At 56.1% G+C, this 21,134-nt stretch carries 17 protein-coding genes; 10 read left to right on the forward strand and 7 right to left on the reverse strand.

The features are described from left to right. Positions 1-33 precede the first annotated feature (33 nt). From AUP42_RS19395 to AUP42_RS19410, 4 genes are all read left to right on the forward strand, one after another. Entirely contained in the window at positions 34-474 is a 441-nt protein-coding gene (locus tag AUP42_RS19395) for a hypothetical protein (RefSeq protein ID WP_156484661.1), read from the forward strand. A 382-nt stretch (positions 475-856) separates the two neighbouring features. Continuing rightward, positions 857-2,536 (forward strand): FMN-binding glutamate synthase family protein, encoded by a 1,680-nt coding sequence (locus AUP42_RS19400; protein ID WP_062953255.1) that lies wholly within the window; start codon positions 857-859, stop codon positions 2,534-2,536. 33 nt (positions 2,537-2,569) lie between these two features. Next, complete coding sequence (locus AUP42_RS19405) at positions 2,570-2,923, forward strand: VOC family protein (RefSeq protein ID WP_062953256.1); 354 nt, start codon at positions 2,570-2,572, stop codon at positions 2,921-2,923. 122 nt (positions 2,924-3,045) lie between these two features. After that, positions 3,046-3,585 carry a hypothetical protein gene (locus AUP42_RS19410; RefSeq protein WP_062953257.1) on the forward strand — a complete coding sequence of 180 codons (540 nt, stop codon included), beginning with the start codon at positions 3,046-3,048 and terminating at the stop codon, positions 3,583-3,585. Between the two features lie 87 nt (positions 3,586-3,672). On the opposite strand, the gene AUP42_RS19415 is transcribed toward AUP42_RS19410, so the two are convergent. The 3 genes from AUP42_RS19415 to AUP42_RS19425 all read right to left on the reverse strand — a co-directional run bounded on the left by AUP42_RS19415 (position 3,673) and on the right by AUP42_RS19425 (position 6,888). Next, positions 3,673-4,149 (reverse strand): GNAT family N-acetyltransferase, encoded by a 477-nt coding sequence (locus tag AUP42_RS19415; protein ID WP_062953258.1) that lies wholly within the window; start codon positions 4,147-4,149, stop codon positions 3,673-3,675. A gap of 227 nt (positions 4,150-4,376) precedes the next feature. Continuing rightward, positions 4,377-5,504, reverse strand: coding sequence for a sensor domain-containing diguanylate cyclase (locus AUP42_RS19420; protein WP_231858356.1), 1,128 nt, complete (start codon positions 5,502-5,504; stop codon positions 4,377-4,379). Continuing rightward, complete coding sequence (locus AUP42_RS19425) at positions 5,467-6,888, reverse strand: branched-chain amino acid ABC transporter permease (RefSeq protein ID WP_156484662.1); 1,422 nt, start codon at positions 6,886-6,888, stop codon at positions 5,467-5,469. The genes AUP42_RS19420 and AUP42_RS19425 overlap by 38 nt, the downstream gene beginning before the upstream one ends. A 186-nt stretch (positions 6,889-7,074) precedes the next feature. Between AUP42_RS19425 and AUP42_RS19430 the strand changes: the two genes are divergently transcribed. Further along, positions 7,075-7,782 carry a TIGR00266 family protein gene (locus AUP42_RS19430; RefSeq protein ID WP_062953261.1) on the forward strand — a complete coding sequence of 236 codons (708 nt, stop codon included), beginning with the start codon at positions 7,075-7,077 and terminating at the stop codon, positions 7,780-7,782. A 37-nt stretch (positions 7,783-7,819) separates the two neighbouring features. Here the strand turns inward: AUP42_RS19430 and AUP42_RS19435 are convergent, their stop codons facing one another. Further along, positions 7,820-8,746 (reverse strand): LysR substrate-binding domain-containing protein, encoded by a 927-nt coding sequence (locus AUP42_RS19435; RefSeq protein WP_062953262.1) that lies wholly within the window; start codon positions 8,744-8,746, stop codon positions 7,820-7,822. 146 nt (positions 8,747-8,892) lie between these two features. Between AUP42_RS19435 and betC the strand changes: the two genes are divergently transcribed. The 3 genes from betC to AUP42_RS19450 all read left to right on the forward strand — a co-directional run bounded on the left by betC (position 8,893) and on the right by AUP42_RS19450 (position 13,042). Then, on the forward strand, positions 8,893-10,434 hold the full coding sequence (betC, locus tag AUP42_RS19440; protein ID WP_231858357.1) for a choline-sulfatase: 1,542 nt from the start codon (positions 8,893-8,895) through the stop codon (positions 10,432-10,434). A 41-nt stretch (positions 10,435-10,475) separates the two neighbouring features. Further along, positions 10,476-11,429, forward strand: a complete 954-nt coding sequence (gene choX, locus AUP42_RS19445; RefSeq protein ID WP_062953264.1) for a choline ABC transporter substrate-binding protein — start codon at positions 10,476-10,478, stop codon at positions 11,427-11,429. 209 nt (positions 11,430-11,638) lie between these two features. Then, positions 11,639-13,042, forward strand: a complete 1,404-nt coding sequence (locus tag AUP42_RS19450; protein ID WP_062953265.1) for an FAD-binding oxidoreductase — start codon at positions 11,639-11,641, stop codon at positions 13,040-13,042. Positions 13,043-13,118: 76 nt separating this feature from the next. On the opposite strand, the gene AUP42_RS19455 is transcribed toward AUP42_RS19450, so the two are convergent. Further along, entirely contained in the window at positions 13,119-14,204 is a 1,086-nt protein-coding gene (locus tag AUP42_RS19455; protein ID WP_062953266.1) for a lipid A deacylase LpxR family protein, read from the reverse strand. Beyond that, entirely contained in the window at positions 14,201-15,109 is a 909-nt protein-coding gene (locus AUP42_RS19460) for a LysR family transcriptional regulator (RefSeq protein ID WP_062953267.1), read from the reverse strand. The genes AUP42_RS19455 and AUP42_RS19460 overlap by 4 nt, the downstream gene beginning before the upstream one ends. A gap of 157 nt (positions 15,110-15,266) precedes the next feature. On the opposite strand from AUP42_RS19460, the gene AUP42_RS19465 reads away from it, so the two are divergent. Further along, complete coding sequence (locus AUP42_RS19465; protein ID WP_062953268.1) at positions 15,267-16,178, forward strand: DMT family transporter; 912 nt, start codon at positions 15,267-15,269, stop codon at positions 16,176-16,178. A gap of 81 nt (positions 16,179-16,259) precedes the next feature. Here AUP42_RS19465 and AUP42_RS19470 read toward each other — a convergent pair whose 3' ends face one another. After that, positions 16,260-17,096 (reverse strand): DUF2189 domain-containing protein, encoded by an 837-nt coding sequence (locus AUP42_RS19470; RefSeq protein ID WP_062953269.1) that lies wholly within the window; start codon positions 17,094-17,096, stop codon positions 16,260-16,262. Between the two features lie 395 nt (positions 17,097-17,491). Between AUP42_RS19470 and AUP42_RS19475 the strand changes: the two genes are divergently transcribed. Next, positions 17,492-21,106, forward strand: a complete 3,615-nt coding sequence (locus tag AUP42_RS19475; protein WP_062953270.1) for an AsmA family protein — start codon at positions 17,492-17,494, stop codon at positions 21,104-21,106. The last annotated feature ends 28 nt before the right edge of the window (positions 21,107-21,134 follow it).

Raw genomic sequence — 21,134 nt, forward strand, 5'->3', positions numbered from 1 at the left:
GTCTTTTGAATTATAGCTTTTGGAGGGCTTGAAATGGGAAATGGAAGTTGGTCAAAGTTACTGTCTAGCAGCTTAATGTCTGCGTTAATCGGTGCATTAGTGGCTAGTGGTGTTTCCGCTGTGCTTAGTTATTACGGTACTTCATCTCTTCAATTGGCCGCCTATCAAATGGAAACGACGAAGGGGATGTTTGAGGTTAAAGAATATCAAAATCCAGATGCCTTAATATTCAACGAAGTGACCGGTCTTATGAAAGTGGCAATTTTTATGCCGAGGGAGGTTTTACGTTCTTATCATGAAGTTGAAATGAAGGAGTGTTTCAATGAAATACGAGAAGAATGTATTCCTCAAGTGAAGCATATGTTGAATGCGTATCGTGATGCAATTGGTACTGGAAAAGTTGAAGATGAGGTAATGGAAACTATTGTTCGCAGCATGCAGAAGAGATTGGAGATGCTCCCGTCGCGACAATAGCTATCTAGAAATAAAAGTATATTGGTTCACTTTGGGAGCTGATTTCAAATTTTTAACCAACACAGATAAGGTGCTAGGTTAAAAGAACAATTATTGGGAACTCGTCTTGCGCGACCGGTTGATAGCAATCTGTCAGGACTGTAACACATGACAGGTGCAGCGATGAAACGCCTTGCAGGGGTTAACGCAACGTTCAGCCATGCATGTTTTCGCTTCTGTCGGATGGCGGGGGTGAACAGGAGATCGGTCTTACCGGTCTGATCTCCCTGTCACACCATTTTGCTGTGCATGTCGATTTCACCCTGACGGCGGCGGCATAAGCAGGTACGATCACGCACCACATTCAAAAATTCCCCGCATCATTGAATGGGATAGGATCACTGTGAAATTTCTGATTTTGAATCAGCGTTATGCGGTTCTGGCCGGTGTGACGCTTTTGACGGTTGCCTCGTTGATCTGTGCGGCCTTGGTCGATGTCTGGTTCTGGCTGCCGGTGGTGATCTTTGGCGGGTTGATGGTTGTTGGCTGGTTTGATTTGCGCCAGACCCGGCATTCGATCCTGCGCAACTATCCGGTCAGTGGTCATATCCGGTTTATCCTTGAAAGTTTTCGCCCGGAAATCCGGCAATATATGATCGAAAGCGATCAGGACGAGGTGCCGTTCAGCCGCCAGTCGCGAGGGCTTGTTTATCAGCGTGCCAAGGGGGTCGAGGACAAGCGCCCGTTTGGCACGATCGAGGAAGTGTATAGTTCCGGCTATGCGTGGCTGACCCATTCGGTCGCGCCGACCAGCATCACCGATATCGATTTTCGGGTTCGGGTCGGCGGGGCGGCATGCAAGCAGCCTTATGACGCCAGCCTTTATAATATTTCGGCGATGAGCTTTGGCTCGTTATCGGGCAATGCGATTCTGGCGCTGAACAAGGGGGCGAAAAAGGGTGGTTTTGCCCATGACACGGGCGAAGGCAGCATCAGCCGGTATCACCGTGAAGGTGGCGGGGATCTGATTTATCAGGTGGCTTCGGGTTATTTCGGATGCCGCAATGATGATGGCACTTTTTCCGAGGAACGCTTCGCCGAAACCGCATCCAACCCGCAGGTCAAGATGATCGAGGTGAAGCTGAGTCAGGGGGCGAAGCCCGGTCATGGCGGCATGTTGCCCGCAGCCAAGATCACCCCGGAAATTTCCGAGGCACGTGGTATTCCGATGGGGATTGACTGCATATCACCCGCCGCGCACAGCACGTTTTCCACCCCCGTCGGCCTGATGGAATTCATCGCCAGGCTGCGCGATCTTTCGGGGGGCAAGCCGGTCGGGTTCAAGCTGTGCATCGGGCATCGGCGCGAGTTTATGTGCATCGTCAAGGCGATGCTGAAAACCGGTATTCTGCCCGATTTCATCGTGGTCGATGGCAAGGAAGGCGGCACGGGTGCGGCCCCGGTTGAATTTGCCAACCGGGTCGGCATGCCGATGCGCGAAGGGCTGACATTTGTGCATAATGCCCTTCGGGGGGCGGGTGTGCGTGATCAGATCAAGATCGGGGCGGCGGGCAAGATCGTTACGGCGTTTGATATCGCGCAGACCTTGGCGCTCGGTGCGGACTGGTGCAATGCGGCGCGTGGTTTCATGTTTGCGCTGGGCTGCATTCAGGCGCAGTCATGCCACACCAACCATTGCCCGGTCGGCATTGCAACGCAGGACCCGCTGCGCCAGCGGGCCCTTAATGTGGGTGATAAAAGCGACCGGGTGGCGCGGTTCCACCATAATACCATGCATGCACTGGCGGAGATTACCGGGGCGGCGGGCCTGACCGATCCGCGCAATTTCATGCCCTATCACTTCATGGTGCGCCAGAAGGACAACGAGTTTCTGGATGGCAACGAAGCCTATCCCTACCTGCCCGAAGGGTTCCTTGTTTCCGGCGGGCCGGAGATCGAGGGGCTTCATGACTGGTATTCACGCTGGGACCGGGCATCGGCGGAAACCTTTGCCCCGTCCGAAATCCCGTTCGGGCCGTTCAAGCGACACAAGAATGTCGTGACCGAGAAGGCGGCACAGTAGCGGCGTAGCAGGCCGAAAAGCAGGAGGCTCCCCATGGCGGTCAAACGCATCGTTTCGAACTTTGCCGTCGATGATATCGCAAGGGTCAGGGCGTTTTACGAGGATATCCTTGGCCTTGACTGCGTGATGGATCACGGCTGGATCGTGACCTTTGCCGCGGCAGGGCAAAATATGGTGCCCCAGATCAGCATCGCGACCGAAGGCGGTTCCGGCACTCCGGTGCCCGACCTTTCGATAGAGGTTGATGACCTTGAAGAGGTTCTCGCGCGCGTCAAGGAAGCCGGGACCGGCATCGAATATGGCCCGGCGGTCGAGCCGTGGGGCGTTAAGCGGTTTTATGTTCGCGACCCGGCGGGCAGGCTTCTTAATGTTCTGTGTCACTTGTAAGGGGAAAACGGGAAGCCCGCTACGCGCCGTTCAATTGGCACAAGAATGTCGTGGCTGAGAAAGTGGTAACGCAGAGAGCCTCTGCTTAAAGTTCCGTTTCAAACGTAGCGGTTCATTTCCTAGTGAAAAACAACGCGATTTTTACGAACGCTAAAGTTGATGTTTATATGAGTAAAATTTTTCACATTACGTCTATTGAATGCGCCAAAAACATTATTGCGGGTAAAACGATATTCGGTGCCGATTGCTCAGAACAAAGTCATGAAGCATATCCTCATTTTTTCCATTGCGAGTATGGGCGCAGTAACGCTTATTTTCCAAACGGATCAGAAATAGAATTGTATTTCAACTGCGATCTCCCAGAGAAAATAACAGAATATTCACCTCCTGAACCCGATAGATTAAATGTTCATTTCGATGGAGATACGTTCTGGCAATGTACTATTCATCCAGATACTCGATCATCACTGAAATTTGTCGGCTGGAAAGTTCTTGATCAAGTTTATATATCCGAAGATGACAAAAATTTTTTTGAAGAATTATCTCAGATGGAAGTTGAGGTTAAAGTAATTTGGCAGAGGCAACACTATGCTATCTTGATAAAACGTAAAAATTTTAGGCAAAAGATAAATCAGATATTTAATTTTTTCAAAAGACCGTAGTTTAGGATGCGTTTTAATGTAACGTGCATGCTGGTAATTCTTGTTTCATCCAAGTAGTTATTTTGGAGAAGTTTCAGTGTGGTATGATCACGCCGCCCGCTGCATCTCCACGGTCGGGATGTCGCGGCCCGGGATCGGGCCGGTGACGAGGAAGCCGAATTTGCGGTAGAACGCCTTGGCGCGTTCGTTGTGCGCGACGACCGAAAGCCTGACGGTTGCATGGGGTTTGCGTTCGGCCAGCGCATCGAGGGCGGCGATCATCAATGCCTTGCCCGCGCCCAGCCCATGTGCGGCCGGGTCGACCATGATCCAGTCGATTTCGGGATTGTCATGGATGACAATGACATAACCCAGCAGGTCATCGCCCTGGGTTGTGACGATGACGCTGTGATTGTCGCTTGCAAGCGCGTTTTCAAACACGCCGGTCGACATGTCGACATAGCGGGCAACGGTTGCGGTGGCCGCATCGCCCATGCCTTCGATGAAATAGGTTGAATCGGTTGCGCGCTTGGTCAGGTCGCGGATGAAGGGAAGGTCGTTGGCAGTGCCTTGGCGGATCTGCATTCTGGCGCTCGTTGTTTTTTCTTGTTGGGTATCGGATCGCCGAGGCGATCAGGGCGTCATATGTTTTTCGGGGGCGTCATAGCATCGACCTGACCGGATGTCACTTCCTGCTTTGGTGTGTTTTGAGAATATAGCACACGTTTTAATGGTGGATTGCCGTACATCACCGCGTAAAAGCAGGGGCAGGCAGCCAGCCAGTCCGGGGGAAGACAAGGCGGGTTGCCGCGCTATCGTTTGCGGTTTTTGTCGCGATACATTTCCTGATCGGCCATATCCATCATGGTTTCGAGGCTTTCCTTGACCGGTTCGAAAAAGACAGCCGCCCCGGCACTTATTTTCGGGGTTTCGTGGATCGGCTTTTTCGAGGCGGCCACGGTCAGTTTGACCGCCAGAAGCGCATTGCGGATACGGGTGATGATGGTGGTCAGATCGCCGCGATTGCGCACATAGCCCAGAATGGCAAATTCATCGCCGCCGATCCGCCCGCAAATATCAACCTCGCGAATGCTGGCGGTGATGGCGGCCCCGACGGCCTTGAGTGCCGCATCCCCCGCGGCGTGACCATAATCATCGTTCCAGTGTTTCATGTCATCAAGATCGATGAAGATCAGGCCGATATGATGGTGATAGCGTTTTGCGATGCGGATTTTCTGCTGGGCGAGCATTTCAAACCCGGCGCGGTTGTTAAGCCCGGTTAACTGATCGGACAGCGAGATGCTGCGCATGATCTGGAACTGTTCATAGAGCCGAAGGTCGGCTTCGATCAGATCGCGGATGGTTTCGATCAGTTTTTGCAGCGTGTCGGAATATCGCGTCGGTTCACGGTCAAACACGCAGATCGTGCCAAATATCGTGCCGTTCGACCATGTAACCGGCACCCCGAAATAGGAACAGAAACCGTCTTCGGTCAGTTCGGGGTTGTCGGCCCATTCGGGTTTGCCGCGTGCGTCCGGTTCATAGAAGGTGTCGCTTTGTGCGATGACCTGCCGGCAGAAAATATTGGCATCAAGCCCGGTGATCGAGGTTTTGCACCCGGCATAGGGATTGGTGTTGTTCTGGCTGGTGACGACGGACCGGTAACCGATCCGGTCATTATATTCGACCACGAAACCGGCGGTCGCACCCAGAAGTTCGGTCATCAGATCGACCGCACGCTGCCACTTTTCGAGTGACGGCGCGATGGCCTCGTCATCGACAAGCCAGTCGCGGGTCTTGAACTGCACCATATCCTGACGTTCCCGGTCCCTCCATTTCCCTGATGGTGCCGGTCTTTGTGCGCCAAGTGACGTGACCAGACGTTTCAGGGGTCCGTTCTTTTCATATTTGTCCGTTCCGTGCGGAGAACAAGCTGTCATGACTGTCATTTATCCCCAAAAGCCCCTGAGGGCGCAGGACGAGGATCGCCGCCAGAAGCCCGAAAACCGCCACATCGCGATAGGCCCCGCCGAAATATCCCGACCATAATGTTTCGGTCAAACCGATCATTAACCCGCCCAGCCACGCACCGCGCATCCGCCCTATTCCCCCAAGGATGGCGGCAGTCAGTGCCTTGAACCCGAAAAGCGTACCACTGTGAAAATTAATGACACCATAACGAAGGGCCAACATTGCACCGGTTAATCCGCATAAAAATCCTGCCAGAACAAAGGATTGGGATTCAGTGCGCGAAAGAGACACCCCGCAAAGGGCCGCCCCCAGACGATCCTGGCTTATGGCGCGCCAGTTCCGGCCAAAGGCGGTTTTGCCCATGATCCAGACCAGAATGCCCGCAACCATAACCGCCCCGCCAATGGCGAGCATATCGAACCCGTGCAGGCGCACGACAAAATGATCGCCGCGCAGAAGGGGGATGGAAAACTGCCAGATCGGCGGCAGGTTGAAATTGCGTGCGGATATGACAATCCGGATAAATTCCTGAATGACCAGCACACAGCCAAGGGAAGCGACAATCATCGCCCGCCCGCCTGCTGCCTTCCGGCCCAGGGGGCCGAACACATTGCGCCATGTCAGGTGGCTTAACCCCGATCCGACAAAGGCCGCCATCGCGACCGATCCGACCACCATCACCGGGATCAGCCAGCCGACCATGCCTGATATCCACAGGCTTGTGATGATGGTGCCAAGGGCGGCCGTCATCACCACCTCGCCAAAGGCAAGATTGATCCGCCCGATCAGGCCATAGATCAGGGTAAAGGACAGGGCCAGCAGGCCATAGATCGCCCCGCGCGCAAGGCCGCTTAGCACCAGTTGGGTGGCATAGGCCGCGGGCAGCCCGATATCGGGCACATCGGCGCGCAGGCCGTGGCTTTCGGGATCGATATAGCTTTCGAGTGCGGTGCGCCCGACCCGGTCAATCCAGAACCGTTTGAGCAGGGCCATATGGGCATCGGACACCGGGCCAAGGCGGGTTGTTTCAATCGCATAAAGGTTGGTGGGTGTGTTGGGTTTGGTCGCTGCTTCGAAATGGCAGGTGATACTATGCGTTTCGGTCGAGGGCAGGGGGATTTCACCCGGTTCGAGCAACTGGTAACGCAGGGTGATCGTATTGCCGTCAGAGGTCTCGTCAAACCGGGTGACAAGGCGGATCTGTTTGTCTTCATCCTCTATCCCCGGCAGGGCGAGGCGGCAGATATTGAACTGATAGGGATCGCGCGGCGCGCAGGAAGACAGGATTGCGGCCAGAAGTGGCAGCAGCCAGAAAATGCGACGAAGATGCCTTGACCCTGATCTGGTGTTCACCGGGTGCTCCGGCTTGCCCTTGATCACCTCATCCTCGTGCGATTTGGGTGTTTTTACAAGTGCTTGGTGTTGTTGCGATGACAGGAGACGAAATTTCGCCCCTTTTGGTTGCGATCAGGGGGTGGTCGTGCTGAACTTGATCAATGACGATGGATTTAACCAAAGCCCGAAGATGGAGACGCCCAAATGGCAGACGTGATCGACTATAAAATCCATGGCGAGGAAATGCAGCTTGTCGAGATCGAACTTGATCCGGGCGAGGGCGTGCGGGCCGAAGCCGGGGCCATGATGTATATGTCGGACGGCATTGCCATGCAGACCGGCACGGGCGGCGGGATTTTTTCCGGCTTCAAGCGGATGCTGACCGGCGAGGGGTTCTTTATCACCAGTTTCGTGCATGAAGGATCGGGCAAGGGGCATGTCGCCTTTGCCGCGCCCTATCCGGGCAAGGTGGTGCCGATGAATTTGCCGGAACTGGGCGGCGAGATCATTTGCCAGAAGGACGCGTTTTTATGCGCGGCATCGGGCATTGATATCGATATCGCGTTCTCCAAGAAACTCGGTGCCGGTTTGTTTGGCGGGGAGGGCTTTATCCTGCAGCGGTTGCGTGGTGACGGGCTGGCATTCGTTCATGCGGGGGGCACGATCATCCGCAAGGATTTGCAGGCGGGGCAGACATTGCGCGTGGATACCGGGACACTTGTCGCGATGACGCCATCGGTTGATTATTCGATCAAGTTTATCGGCGGCTTTACCAATGCGCTGTTTGGCGGCGAGGGGCTTTTTGTCACGACCCTTGAAGGGCCGGGGACGGTCTGGTTACAGACATTGCCGTTTGCAAGGCTGGCCGATCGGATTGCCGCGGCCCTGCCGCAGGATCGCAACAAGGGTTAGGGACCGGGGCGGAAGCCCGGCTTGAGGATCGCGGCCCTCAGGATGCGATGGCCGGAGTTTCGTCTGTTTCGGGTTTTTGCGCGACCAGATCGCGGGCCCAGCCGAGAAACGCATTGATCTGTTCCTGCCGGTGGGTGTTTGACCGGCAGGACAGGACATATCCGCGGTCTGACCCCAGTGTCACATCACCAAGTGTGACGAGCTGCCCGGTTTTCAGGTGCTGCTGCAACAGGGCGGTCCAGCCGAGCGCCACCCCCTGTCCGGACAGGGTGGCCGAAAGGACGAGCAGATAGGTATTGAACCGGTGACCGTAAAGCCGCCCGGTTTCCCGAACCCCGGCGGTGCGCAGCCAGCTTTCCCAGTTAAACCAGCGATGATCGATTTCATCATCCAGATGGATCAGCGGATAATGCCGCAGATCGGCGATGTTTTTCGGATGGCCGCGGGCCGCAAGGAACGCCGGGCTGCAGACCGGGGTGACCTGCTCGGGGATCAGCATCACGTCTTCGGGGTGGCAGTTCCCGAACGAGATTTCGATATCGATATTCTGATCGGCGGCGAAATGCCCGGTCTGGTTGGTGACGACATTGACCTCGATATCGGGATGGCGGGCAATGAATTCCGGCAGATGCGGCATCAGGATAAAGGACGCAAAGGCGAAATCGGTGCCGACACTGAGCCGGGCCGACCGTCTGGTTTTGATCCGTTCGACCGTGCGGTCGATCTGACCGAATGCCACCGAAATGCAATCAAACAGTTCCTGCCCGGCGCGCGTCAGTGACACACCGCGATGCTTGCGGCGAAACAGCGGTTGGCCAAGCTGTTCCTCAAGGGCGGTGATCTGGTGGCTGACGGCGGGCTGGCCCACACCCAGTTCGCGCGCGGCTGCGGTGAAGCTGGCGCGGCGGGCGGCGGCTTCGAATGCGATCAGGGCATGCGGCGACGGGATGTGATGAAATTTCATGACATGAATTATATTGATACCAATGATCGATGCAAGCGGCCTTCACAACCCCCGGATAAACATGAAACATATGGTTTCCAGTTATTTTCGCATCCGGCCGGTTTGCGAAAGACATCATGTTGGTGAATAGCAAAAGGGGGTTAGCGGTGCCGAAGGCCTCAAAACCGATGAATATTCTGTTTGTCATGGCCGACCAGTTGGCCGCGCGGTGTCTGCCGGTTTATGGTCATGAGGTGGTCAAAACGCCCAACATCGATGCGCTGTGTGAAAATGCGGTGGTCTTTGATTCCGCCTATACCAACAGCCCGCTTTGTGCGCCGTCGCGCTTTTGCCTGATGACCGGGCAATTGCCCGGCCGGATCGAGGCCTATGACAACGCATCCGACCTGCCGTCCGATATTCCGACGGTGGCGCATTACCTGCGCCGCGCCGGATATCGCACTGCCCTTTCGGGCAAGATGCATTTTTGCGGTGCCGATCAGCTTCACGGTTATGAGGACCGCCTGACATCGGATATCTATCCGGCGGATTATGGCTGGTATTGCGACTGGGACAATTTCGAAGACCGGCCAAGCTGGTATCACAATATGGGGTCGGTCACGCAGGCAGGGCCGGTTTACCGTTCCAACCAGCTTGATTTCGATGACGAAACCGCGTTCGAGGCGAAGCGTTACCTTTATGATGTCGCGCGCCAGAAAAAACACGATGATCGCCCCTTTTTCCTGACGGTATCCTTTACCCATCCGCATGATCCGTATAATGCGCGGCCGGAATTCTGGGACCTTTATGACGGGGTGGAAATCGATCCGGTGCGGGTCAAGATCGACGATGCGGAACTTGATCCGCATTCACGGCGTTTGCGTCATGTCTATAATCTTGATGAACAGCCGGTTACCGATGACGAAATCCTTCAGGCGCGCCGTGCCTATTATGCGTCGATCAGTTATGTCGACAGTCTGGTCGGGTCGCTGATGCAGACCCTTCGTGAAACCGGCATGGACGACAATACCCTGATCGTGTTTAGCGGTGATCACGGCGACATGCTGGGCGAACGCGGCATGTGGTACAAAATGTCGTGGTTTGAACCGAGCGCCCGGGTGCCGATGTTCTTTGCCTTTCCGGGGGCAAAGGGGCAGAAACGCGTTTCGCAATCGGTATCGCTGATCGATATCCTGCCGACATTGCGCGAGCTTGCCGGGGATGATGCGGCGGGGGCGCTGGCCGGGCCGATTGATGGCAGAAGCCTTGTGCCGCACATGCAGGGGACCGGTGGCCATGACGAGGTGATTGGCGAATATTGCGGCGAGGGGGCATTGTCGCCGATCATCATGATCCGGCGCGGGGCCTATAAATACATCGCATCGGGCATTGATCCCGATATGCTTTATGACCTTGAAAGCGATCCCGATGAAGTGCACGACCTGATCAATGATCCGGCACATGGCGAAATCCGCGATGCGTTTCGTGCCGAACTTGCGGAAAACTGGGATCTGGATGCGTTCCGCGAACGCGTCATCCACAGCCAGAAACGCCGCAAGCTGGTTTATGAAGCCCTGACACAAGGGCGGGTTACACCGTGGGATCATCAGCCGAAACGCGATAGTTCGACCATGTATATGCGCAATCATCTTGATCTTGATGACGTTGAACTTGACGCGCGTCTGACGGTTCCGGCGGCAGGGGAATGAACGGCCGGAACAGCAATTAACCAATCAGAAGGAGGCAAAAAATGAAAAAAACAGGACTTTTGGGGATGATGGCGATCGGTGTTGCACTGGCCGGGTTTGGCCAGACGACGCCGGCAAGTGCGGCAGATGCCGCCTGCGATACCGTGGTGTTTTCCGACCCGCAATGGACCGACATCACATCGACCAATGCGCTGACCGGTGTGGTGCTTGAAGCCTTGGGCTATCAGCAGAAAGTCGAAACCATTTCCGTGCCGGTGACCTTTGAAATGCTGGGGGCCGGGGAGGTCGACGTGTTTCAGGGTAACTGGATGCCCGCCCAGCAGAAATTTGTCGATGCGGCCAATGAAAAGGGTGGCATTGAAAATCTTGGCGTGAACCTGAAGGGGGCGAAATTCACGCTTGCGGTGCCGGAATATGTTGCGGCGGCGGGGATCAAAAGCTTTGCCGATCTGGGCGCGCATGGTGAAGAGTTCGATCACAAGATTTACGGGATCGAGCCGGGCGCACCGGCCAACCAATTGATCCAGAAAATGATCGATTCCGGTGATTTCGGTCTTGAGGGCTGGGAACTTGTCGAAAGCAGCGAACAGGCGATGCTGGCGCAGGCCAAGCGCCTTGAACGCGGCGAAGACTGGATCGTGTTCCTGGCATGGGCACCGCACCCGATGAACAACCAGTTCGACCTGACCTATCTCGAAGGCGGGGATGATTATTTCGGCCCGAATTACGGCGGGGCGGATGTCTATACGCTGGTGCGTGGTGACTTTGCCAAGGCCTGCCCGAATGTCGGCAAGCTGCTTGATAATGTCAGCTTCACCCTTGATATGGAAAACACCATGATGGGGATGATCATCAATGATGGCATGGCGCCCAATGATGCCGCGACCAAGCTTCTGAAAGAAGACCCGTCGGTTCTTGATGCGTGGCTTGAAGGCGTTACCACCAAGGATGGCGGCGACGGACTGGCCGCTGTCAAGGATGCACTTGGCGTCTGAGACAGGCGGACATCGTAACCGGATTTGCAAAACCGCCCGTCACCTCACGGGCGGTTTTTTGCATTTCGCGGCAAAAGGTAATACCAATTTGGGATGTATCGGATTAGGCTGGGGGCCAAATTTTTGACCTGCCGGCCCTGCGCCCCGTTTGATACCGCCTGATACTGTGTGATCCCGGCAGGCTGCCACCAAAGACTAAGAGGAACGTCATGTCCCATCGCCAATATGACCGCATTGAAACCCCCGAAAGCCTGATCGCGTCACTGCGCGATATGCTGGGGGATCGCCTGTCGACCGCCGCCGCCGTTCTTGAACAGCATGGCAAGGATGAAAGCTGGCACGCGGCATCCCCGCCTGATGCGGTGGTGTTTGCCACCTCGACCGAGGAAGTCGCGAAGGTCGTGACACTTTGCGCCGAACATAATGTGCCGATCGTGCCGTTTGGCACCGGATCGTCGCTTGAGGGGCATGTGGCGGCCCTTCGAGGCGGGATCTGTATTGATCTTTCGCGGATGGATGCGATCCTTGAGGTCAATAACGAGGACCTTGATTGCCGGGTTCAGGCCGGGGTGACGCGCGAACAGCTTAATGATCATCTGCGCGATACCGGTCTGTTTTTCCCGATTGATCCGGGGGCGAATGCCTCCATCGGCGGGATGACGGCAACGCGCGCATCGGGCACCAATGCGGTGCGTTATGGCACCATGCGCGACAATGTCCTGAACCTGACCGTGGTTACACCGGATGGCAAGATCATCAAGACCGCCAACCGGGCGCGCAAATCATCGGCGGGTTATGACCTGACGCGCCTGTTTGTCGGGTCTGAAGGTACGCTTGGCGTGATTACCGAAATCGCATTGAAGCTGTATGGCATCCCCGAGGCGATGTCGGCAGCGGTCTGTGCGTTTCCAAGTGTTGATGCGGCGGTCGATACCGTGATCCTGACCATTCAGGCGGGTATTCCGGTGGCGCGCATCGAGTTCCTTGATGAAATGCAAATCCGGGCGATCAACAATTATTCCAAGACCGACCATAAAGAAGCCCCGACCCTGTTCTTCGAATTCCACGGCACAGACGCCGGTGTGAAGGAACAGGCGGAGTTTGTTCAGTCGGTTGCCGAAGAATTTGGTGCCGAGGAATTCCAGTGGGCGACCCGTCAGGAAGACCGCAACAAATTGTGGGCGGCACGCCACAAGGCGTATTACGCGTCGCTGCAGCTTGAACCGGGCAAGGCGGGCATGCCGACCGACGTTTGCGTGCCGATTTCGAAACTTGCCGAGGCGATCCGCGAAACGCGGGCCGATTGCGATGCCAGCCCGCTGACCTGCACGATTGTCGGCCATGTCGGCGATGGCAATTTCCATACCCTGATCCTGCTGGACCCCGAAGATCCGGCGCAGATGGCAGAAGCCAAACGCCTGCATGACCGCATGGTTGAACGTGCGTTGAAACTGGGCGGGACCTGCACGGGCGAACATGGCATCGGTTACGGCAAGCTTGATTTCATGGAAGCCGAACATGGCCCCGATACGATTGCCCTGATGCGCGCGATCAAAGGCGCCATTGATCCCAAGGGACTGATGAACCCGGGCAAGCTTATTCCGGGGCTTTAAGATCGTCCGATCTGTCAGAGAAATGCAAAACGGGGCCCAAGCGGCCCCGTTTTTTGTTTGATCGTATCGTATCAGATCAGAACCGGAAGGAAACGGACAGCGAGCCGAATTGATCGCCCTTGTCCTGACCTTCAAATTCGGCAGTGCGGTAGACGTGGGTGTAGGTGAAACGGGCCTGTCCGACGATGATGGCGAAACCGATTTGCAGATCGCCGACCAGCGGTTCCTTGTCGATGGAATTGCTGTCCTTGAACGTGTTGCCATCAAGGGTGATGTCGCGCAGCACCCAGCGGCCCGCAGCCCCGGCGAACAGATAGCCGCTAATGGGGACGCCTTCGGTGTCGGGGGCGAAGAAGTCCGATCCCGGAAGGCTTGGGCGGATGCGCGGCGGGCCGTAATCCGCCGGCAGGTCAAAGCCCAGCCGGAACATGGTCCCAAGTTCGGCATTGGTGTAGGCGTTACCCAGCATGAAACCGGCATGCGGGGTGGCGTCATATTCAAGGCCCAGCACATCGCCTTCGAACCAGCTTCGGTATTTGCGTTCATAGGCCAGGTTTACAATCGGTTCGTTGCGGATCTGGTTGTCCCAGCCCCGGGGTTCCGGGCTGTCGATCATTTTATGAACGACTTTCTGGGTGTTGTCAGCGAAGGATGCCGGACCGACAACGCCAAGGGTCAGTTCAAGCGTATCAATGCGCGAATAGTCGCTGTCGCCTTCGCGCTGCAGGCCGGTATCGGACAGAAGCCCGACACTGCCATAAAGCAACCCGGCCCACGGGCGGTCATCGGGCTGGTTTTCGGCAATCGTGATGTCGTTTGGCGTAAACATGCTTTGCCCGACGGCGTAGCTTGTCCGGATGCGGCCGTTCGATGCGAAAAACGGCACGGCCTTGGCCGCACTCAGCACTGGTTCGGGGGCGTTGTCTTCGGGGGAAACGAAGGCCAGCCGCACACCGTTGGTGTAATGCTGGTCCTGATTGTTCTTGGTGAACAGATCATTTTCAATCGACAGCGACACCCCCCATTTGTCATCGGGGGTGCGCATGGATTGCGGGCCCTTGGCGGTATCCTGCTGGGCGTGTGCGATATTGGCAATGGTCAGGGCACCAAGGACGGGCAGTGATGCCAGAAGGCGTGTCGAAGCGGTTGTGGACAATGTCATCGAATGCTCTGATCATTATTTGCGCGTAACTTCCGGACCATGAAATCAATCACGGTTCTGATCTTACGCAGTTTATGACGTTGCGGTGCACATAAAGCGAAAAGTCCCAGTTCGCGCGGGGCGAAATCATCGAGCAGGCTTATCAGGCTGCCATCCTTTAGCAAATCCTCGACAACCAGACGGGGTGTCAGCGTGATCCCGCAACCTTGCAGCAGGGCGTCACGCTTCGCAAGGCTGCTATTGACATAAAAGCGGCCTTTGACCTGAATGCTGCGTTCATGTTCACCATCGGAAAAGGTCCAGAAACCCGGACGACTGTCATTGGTGTAAACAAAGCAGTTGTGGTTCAACAGATCCTCGGGTCTGGTCAGTGGAGGGGATTTGGCAATATAGGCGGGGCTTGCGCACAAGACTCTGGAATAGCCGCATAATCGCCGGGCAATAAGGCTTGAATTGGGCAGCGATTCACTGACCCGAAGGGCGATATCAAAGCCTGCGTCCACCAGATCGACGACCTTGTCATTCAGTTCAAGTTCGATGGTCAGTTCGGGATAGGCATCGATCATTTCGGCAATCATCGGGGACAGTTGCCGGATGCCAAACGACATGGGGGCGGCGATACGCACCCGGCCACGCGGACCTTCATTCAAGTCACGCACGGTTTCATCGGCATCGGCCATTTCATCGAGGATGCCGGTAATCCGGCCAAGATAGGTTTCACCTGCCTCGGTCAGGCTCATGCGGCGCGTCGTGCGGGCGATCAACTGCACGCCAAGCTGATCTTCAAGCGCGTTGATATGCTTGGTCATCGAGCCCGGCGTCATGTTGAGTTCGCGGGCGGCGGCGGCAAATGTGCCGCGTTCGGCAATTTTACGAAAACATTCCAGTGCGCGCAGACGGTCCATTTATAACCCCGTGAATTGATCGAATAATTTCCATATTGGAAATAAACTACGATCAAATACCGGCAAGATCGACTGATAATGTTGTGCTAGTTTGAACAAAATTGAAATTGCCCGCGCGCCCCACATATCTGCGCCGGCCGGAGGAAGGATAAAGATCATGAGCGCCACCTGGCTCAAACCTGTTTTATTGCTGATTGGTTCCGGAACGATGGGCGGCAGTTCCATCCTGCTTGCCAAAGTTGGTGTGCAGGAGGGTATTCCGGCACTGTCCTATCTGTTCTGGCAATGCCTTGGGGCCGGAGTGGTTCTGGGCATATTGTCGATTGGCCGGGGCGGTTTGCCGCCATTGCGTGCGACATATATCCGTTATTATTTTCTGGCCGGTCTGGTCAGCCTCGCTTTACCGATGGGGCTTGGCTATTTCATGGTGCCCTATATCGGGGCATCGATGGCCGGGGTCTTTACCGCATTGCCGCCATTGATGACCTATCTGATTTCGATGGGGATCGGGATTGAAACCGCGCAATTCAAACGCCTGATGGGGTTGATGGTCGGTTTCTGTGGTGTGCTGTTTTTGTATGTGCCGCAGATCAGTGCGCCCGATAGCACCATTCTGGTTTATCTGCTGGTGGCGGCCCTGATCCCGGTCAGTCTGGCGATTGGCAATGTGTACCGGACGGTGGCATGGCCCAAGGGGGCATCGCCCCTGACACTGGCATCGGGGATGATGCTGGCCAGTGCGATCCTGTGTCTTGTGTTTGAAACCGGTCGTGATCAGTTGCATGTCCCCGATTTCGGCAATGGCATGGCGTGGCTGATCATCGGGGTTCAGATGGCGGTCGCCAGCATGATGTATATCTGCCATTTCGAATTGCAGCGTGTGGCAGGCCCCGTATTCCTGAGCCAGATCGGCTATGTTATGGCCCTGACCAGCCTTGCCGGTGGGACGTTGCTTCTGGGGGAAACATTACGCCCGGAACTGATCGTAACACTGGGCTGTGTGGTGGCGGGTACGTTCCTTGTGCGCCCGGCACGGCCAGCGGATCGGCGGGCATCGGCCACCAGTTAATCCGACCCGACAACAGAAAACGCCGCCCATTGATCAAGGGCGGCGTTTTTTTGATGGTGAAGGTCAGGCGTTGTGTGCCGGTTACGGCACCACGCGCCGCAGGCGGCGGGCTTCGGCCTTTTCGGTATCGATCAGACCGCGATAGGCATGCCAGCTTGAATAACCCAGAAGCGGCATCATGATCGCAAGACCCAGCAGGAAAACCACCATGCCACACGCCGCCATGACGGCAATCATCGCGGCCCAGCCGGTCAGGACCCGCCAGTTTTTGCGGAATGCCGCAACGCTTGTGATCAAAGCGGTAATCACATCAACATCGCGATCCACCAGAAGCGGGATTGATACCACCGTGATGGCAAACACCATCATCGCCAGCACCCCGCCAAGGATGGTGCCGGTAATCAGAAACGTGATGGCATCGCGCGAGAAAAAGGTTTCCCAGATCAACACATCAAGGGACGGCACCGATCCGTTGTAAAACAGTGCGAATAACAGCATCGCGATGCGCGTCCATGCCAGGAAGAACAGCATCAGAATGACGCCAATCGCGCCAAGCTGCCCGGGATTGCGCCGGAAGCCATTCAGGCTGTGCCACAGGGTGACATTTTCGCCCATTTCAAGGCGGCGGCTGGTTTCATAAAGGCCGACCGCGATGACCGGGGCCAGAAGCATGAAGCCTGCGCCGAGTGGCAGGGTCAGATAGGGCTGACCCGATTGAAAGAGACTAAGCAGAATAAGGTAACCGGCAATAACGCAAAGCCCGCCATAGGCAAGGCCAATGGCCGGGGTACGTTTGAAATCGCGCCAGCCTGCTTCAAGCCATTTGCCCGACTGGTCACTGGTGGCTTCGCGGATCGCAATGCCTTGCGGAAGTCCGCTGACGGGACCCGTTGATTGTTCAATTGTCGTTTCGGACATCTGCATCCTCCCTGCACCTTATTGACAAAGGTGGCCGATACACAGACTCAAAATCCTGAAAGCTTGTTCTTTTTTGTTGATGATATCACTTCGAAAAACAATTGCCAGTGTTGGCTGTGTTGAATGTCATTAGATTTTCATATGAGTATTTACCGGTGGTTTTCCATAGGCCACGGCTTGATAGCAGGCGGTTTTGGTCACAAATACATATGTGAACCGGCAAAAGGGAAAAATCCGTACCGGATAAGCACGTAAACGGCATCATCAACCAACTTGTTGCCATTTTCTGTTGCGACGAGCGGTATGAGCCATATGCTGCTGGAATCAAATCATAACATTGCACTCTGCCGAGCCGTCGGTTTCCAGAGTGCCGAGCAAAAAGCGGAGCCGGACTGTTGAAAAAGATCCTTGCCGTGATTGGTGCCGTTCTGGTCGTGATCATCGCCGCCCTGTTGATCATTCCATCCGTGATCGACTGGAACGGTTACAAGCCACAAATCACCCAGGCAGTGCGTGAAGCAACCGGCCGCAATCTTGACATTCGCGGTGATCTTTCAATGTCTGTCCTGCCGTTCCCGGCCCTGTCGGTCGAGCAGGTGACACTCAGCAACCTGCCCGGCGCGCAGGACCCCGACATGGTATCGGTCGAGGAAGTCCGCGTTTCGGTGGCCCTGATGCCGCTTCTGACCGGCAATGTGCAGGTCACCGAAATCAGCCTGATTGATCCGGTGATTTCCATCGAGACGTTCGAGGATGGCGGCAACAATCTGGTATTTGATCCGGCACAGGCCACCCCAAGCGGCCCGGATGCCGGCACGATCACGACACCGCCATCCGCAACCCCGTCACCATCACCGGCGCCGGAAGGCGATGCGGCAACACCCGAAGCGCAGTCGGGTGGCAGTGACGCCGGTTCATCGGATTTTGCCAGCACGATCCAGATTGATCGTCTGGAAATCGAAAATGCGACGATCCTGTATCATACATCGGGCAGTACGGAGCGGATCGAGGGGCTGACCCTTGGCGTGTCGGCCGATAGCCTGAATGGTCCGGCCGAGGGCGAAGGTTATGTTTTCTATCGCGGGATTCCGTTGACGTTTAATTTCAATGTCGGTCAGGTCAGCCAGACCGGACCGTTCCCGGTTGGCATGCAGATCGGCATCGACAAGGTTGATGGTGGCATCAATGTCAGCGGCCAGGTTGATCTTTCGGCGGAATATCCGGGCTTTAACGGCCAGATTGACGGCAAGTTCGATGATCTGCGTGAAGCAGCCCTTCGGATTGCTGGTGAGGGTGCCGATATCCCCGATATCGCGGCGAAGCCTTTCAATCTGGGCGGGCAGGTTGCGGCCAATGCCAAATCAGTCACGGTCAATGACCTGTCGATCCGGTTTGGCGAAACCCGTGGATCGGGCGCGATTGCGATTGATCAGGACCCGAAAATGAAGGCCGATGTGGCGCTTCGTTTCAATCAGCTTGATCTCGATTCAATCCTTGTCCTGACCCATATGGGCGATGGTGCCGCCCCGGCAGGCGGTACGGAAACGGGCACCGATGGCAATGGCGATGCCGCCCCGGCGAATGGCGGGCATGCAACAGGTGGCCAGTCGATCCCGTCGCAGGGTGGCAAGAAATCGGGTGCGGCCAATGGGCCGATGATCCCAGCCGATCTGACCGCGTCGATTGATTTTGAGGTTGAAACCCTGATTTACAATCAGACACCGGTGCATAATGCGCGGATAAATGCCGCGATTGCCAATAGCAAGGTGACGCTGAACGAAGTTTCGGCGGGGCTTCCGGGCGGAACCGATTTCTCGGTCTTTGGCAGCATTTCGGGCGAGGGTCCGAAACCGAGTGCGGCCCTGTCCTATGAGGTGGCATCGGAAAATATTCGGGCGGTGGCGCGCTGGCTTGGGGCGGATGTAGATGGCATCCGTGCCGACCGTCTGCGCCGTTTCTCGTTGACCGGCGGGATCAAGGGAACACCCGACAAGCTTGATATTTCCGATCTGGATATGCGGATTGACGATACGGCCATTCGCGGTGCCATCGTCGCCAATCTGAGCGGCGAGGGATTGCCCGCCCTTGGCATCGGCCTGAAACTGGACCGGATCAATCTGGATCAGTATATCAGCGCAGCCCCGGCGGGCGCCAATGGTGATGCGGCGTCAGGTGCGACGGCAAGTGATCCGGCTGCGTCTGGTTCCGGCACGGCGTCGGGTGGGGCGGACAGTGCAGCCCCGTCTTCGGGGCCTGCAGCGGGCGGCGATGCCATGGTCAAAACCATCAAGGATGCGTTGGCACCGCTGGACGGGATTGCGGCCAATTATCGGCTGGCGGCGGATGAAATCATTTCATCGGGCGTGTCGATCAAGGGTATTTCCATTGATGGCAGCCTGACCGGTTCGCAGATCAAGCTGAATAATTTTGCGGTGGCGGATGCGGTCGGTCTGTCGGCAAGTGCCAGCGGGGTTTTCCGTGGCGATATTGCCGTTCCGGCATTCGAGGGGCTTAAGCTTAAGGTCACGGCCAAAACGCTGGAGCCGGTGGCGAAGCTGACGGGTATTACGCTTCCGGCACCGGCAAGCGAATATAAAAGCATTCAGGCCAATGTCGGGCTGAATGGTCCGGTGACCGGCCCGAACCTTGATCTTGATGTGTCCAACCCTTTGATGCAGGTGGCATTGAATGGGGTGTTGCAGGACCTGTTTGGGGCGACACCGGGCATTGACGGCAAATTTGCGATGCAGGCATCAAGCCTGAACCGTGTATTGCCGTTGGTGGCACCGACTTATGAACCGTCGGGCAATCTGGGGCGTCTGGTCCTGGATAGTACGGTCAAGGGCAATGCCAAGAATGTTGCGCTTGATATCGCGAAGTTCGGCATCGGTCCGTTTGAAACCAAGGGTGATGTCGATTTTGACGCCAGCGGCGAACAACCGAAACTTTCTGTTGCCCTTTCGGGCGGGACGCTGAATGTCGATCCGTTCGTGCCAGCCGCCAAACGCGCCGGTCTGATGCCGGAAGGCGGCAGTGGTCCGCGCCGTGCGGCATTCAATATGCCAACAGGCATGAAAGTCGCGACGGTCGATGCCCGCGATGGCACGCCGTGGGATGACACGGTGATTGATGTATCGGCCCTGCGTTCGATTGATGCCGATATTTCGCTGGCACTCGATCAGCTTGATTTCGATACCTACAGCCTTGTGAAGCCGGACCTTGAGGCGACGCTTGTGACCGGGCTTCTGACCATCGAGAAATTCACCGGCCTTCTGGGCGACGGGGACCTTTCGATTGATGGCACGTTTGATGCGCGCAATTCCGATACGCCGAAACTGGCGCTTAAAGGTAGCCTTGACGGCGCGGATATCGAAAAACTGGCCCCGATCCGGGTTGCCAATGACACGGTGATTGGCGGTGCGGCGACCAAGTTTGATGTGACCGCATCGGGCAATACGTCGCGCAAGCTGGTCAGTGCGTTGAACGGGACGGCGAACCTTGTTCTCAATAATGTCCGGTTCAGCAATGCCGACAAGCGGTCGGAAGATCCGAAGCTGAACATTCAGGCATTGTTGCAGCAGGGACCGCAGGCGATGGTGGTTGAAGGGGTCGGTAACAACGATCTGGTTCAGAGCCTTGAAGCCGATATCGCCATCACCAACGGGATTGCCAAAACCACCCGTGTCGAAGCGGTATCGCGCGTGGGAACGGCGGATGCCGATGCGACCCTTGATCTGCCGAAATGGCAGATGGATACCCAGGCAGATTTCGATTTTTCCAAGAAAATCGAAGAATTGCCGCCATTCAGCGTTTACGCCAAGGGCAATATCAGCAACCCGGCAATTACCGGGCGCATGGACAAGGTTGCGATCAAGGTTCTGGATAATATCCTTGATAAGGCACTGGGCGGGAGTGGTTCATCTGATAGCGGGTCGTCAGGGTCGGGAAATTCGGGCAAGGACGCGGCAAAGGATGTCCTGAAAGGGCTTTTGAACCAGTTCGGTCGGTGATTTTCTGACACGGCTCCAAATGACGAAA

The sequence above is a fragment of the Thalassospira lucentensis genome (assembly GCF_001613805.1).
GTDB classification, from domain to species: domain Bacteria; phylum Pseudomonadota; class Alphaproteobacteria; order Rhodospirillales; family Thalassospiraceae; genus Thalassospira; species Thalassospira lucentensis_A.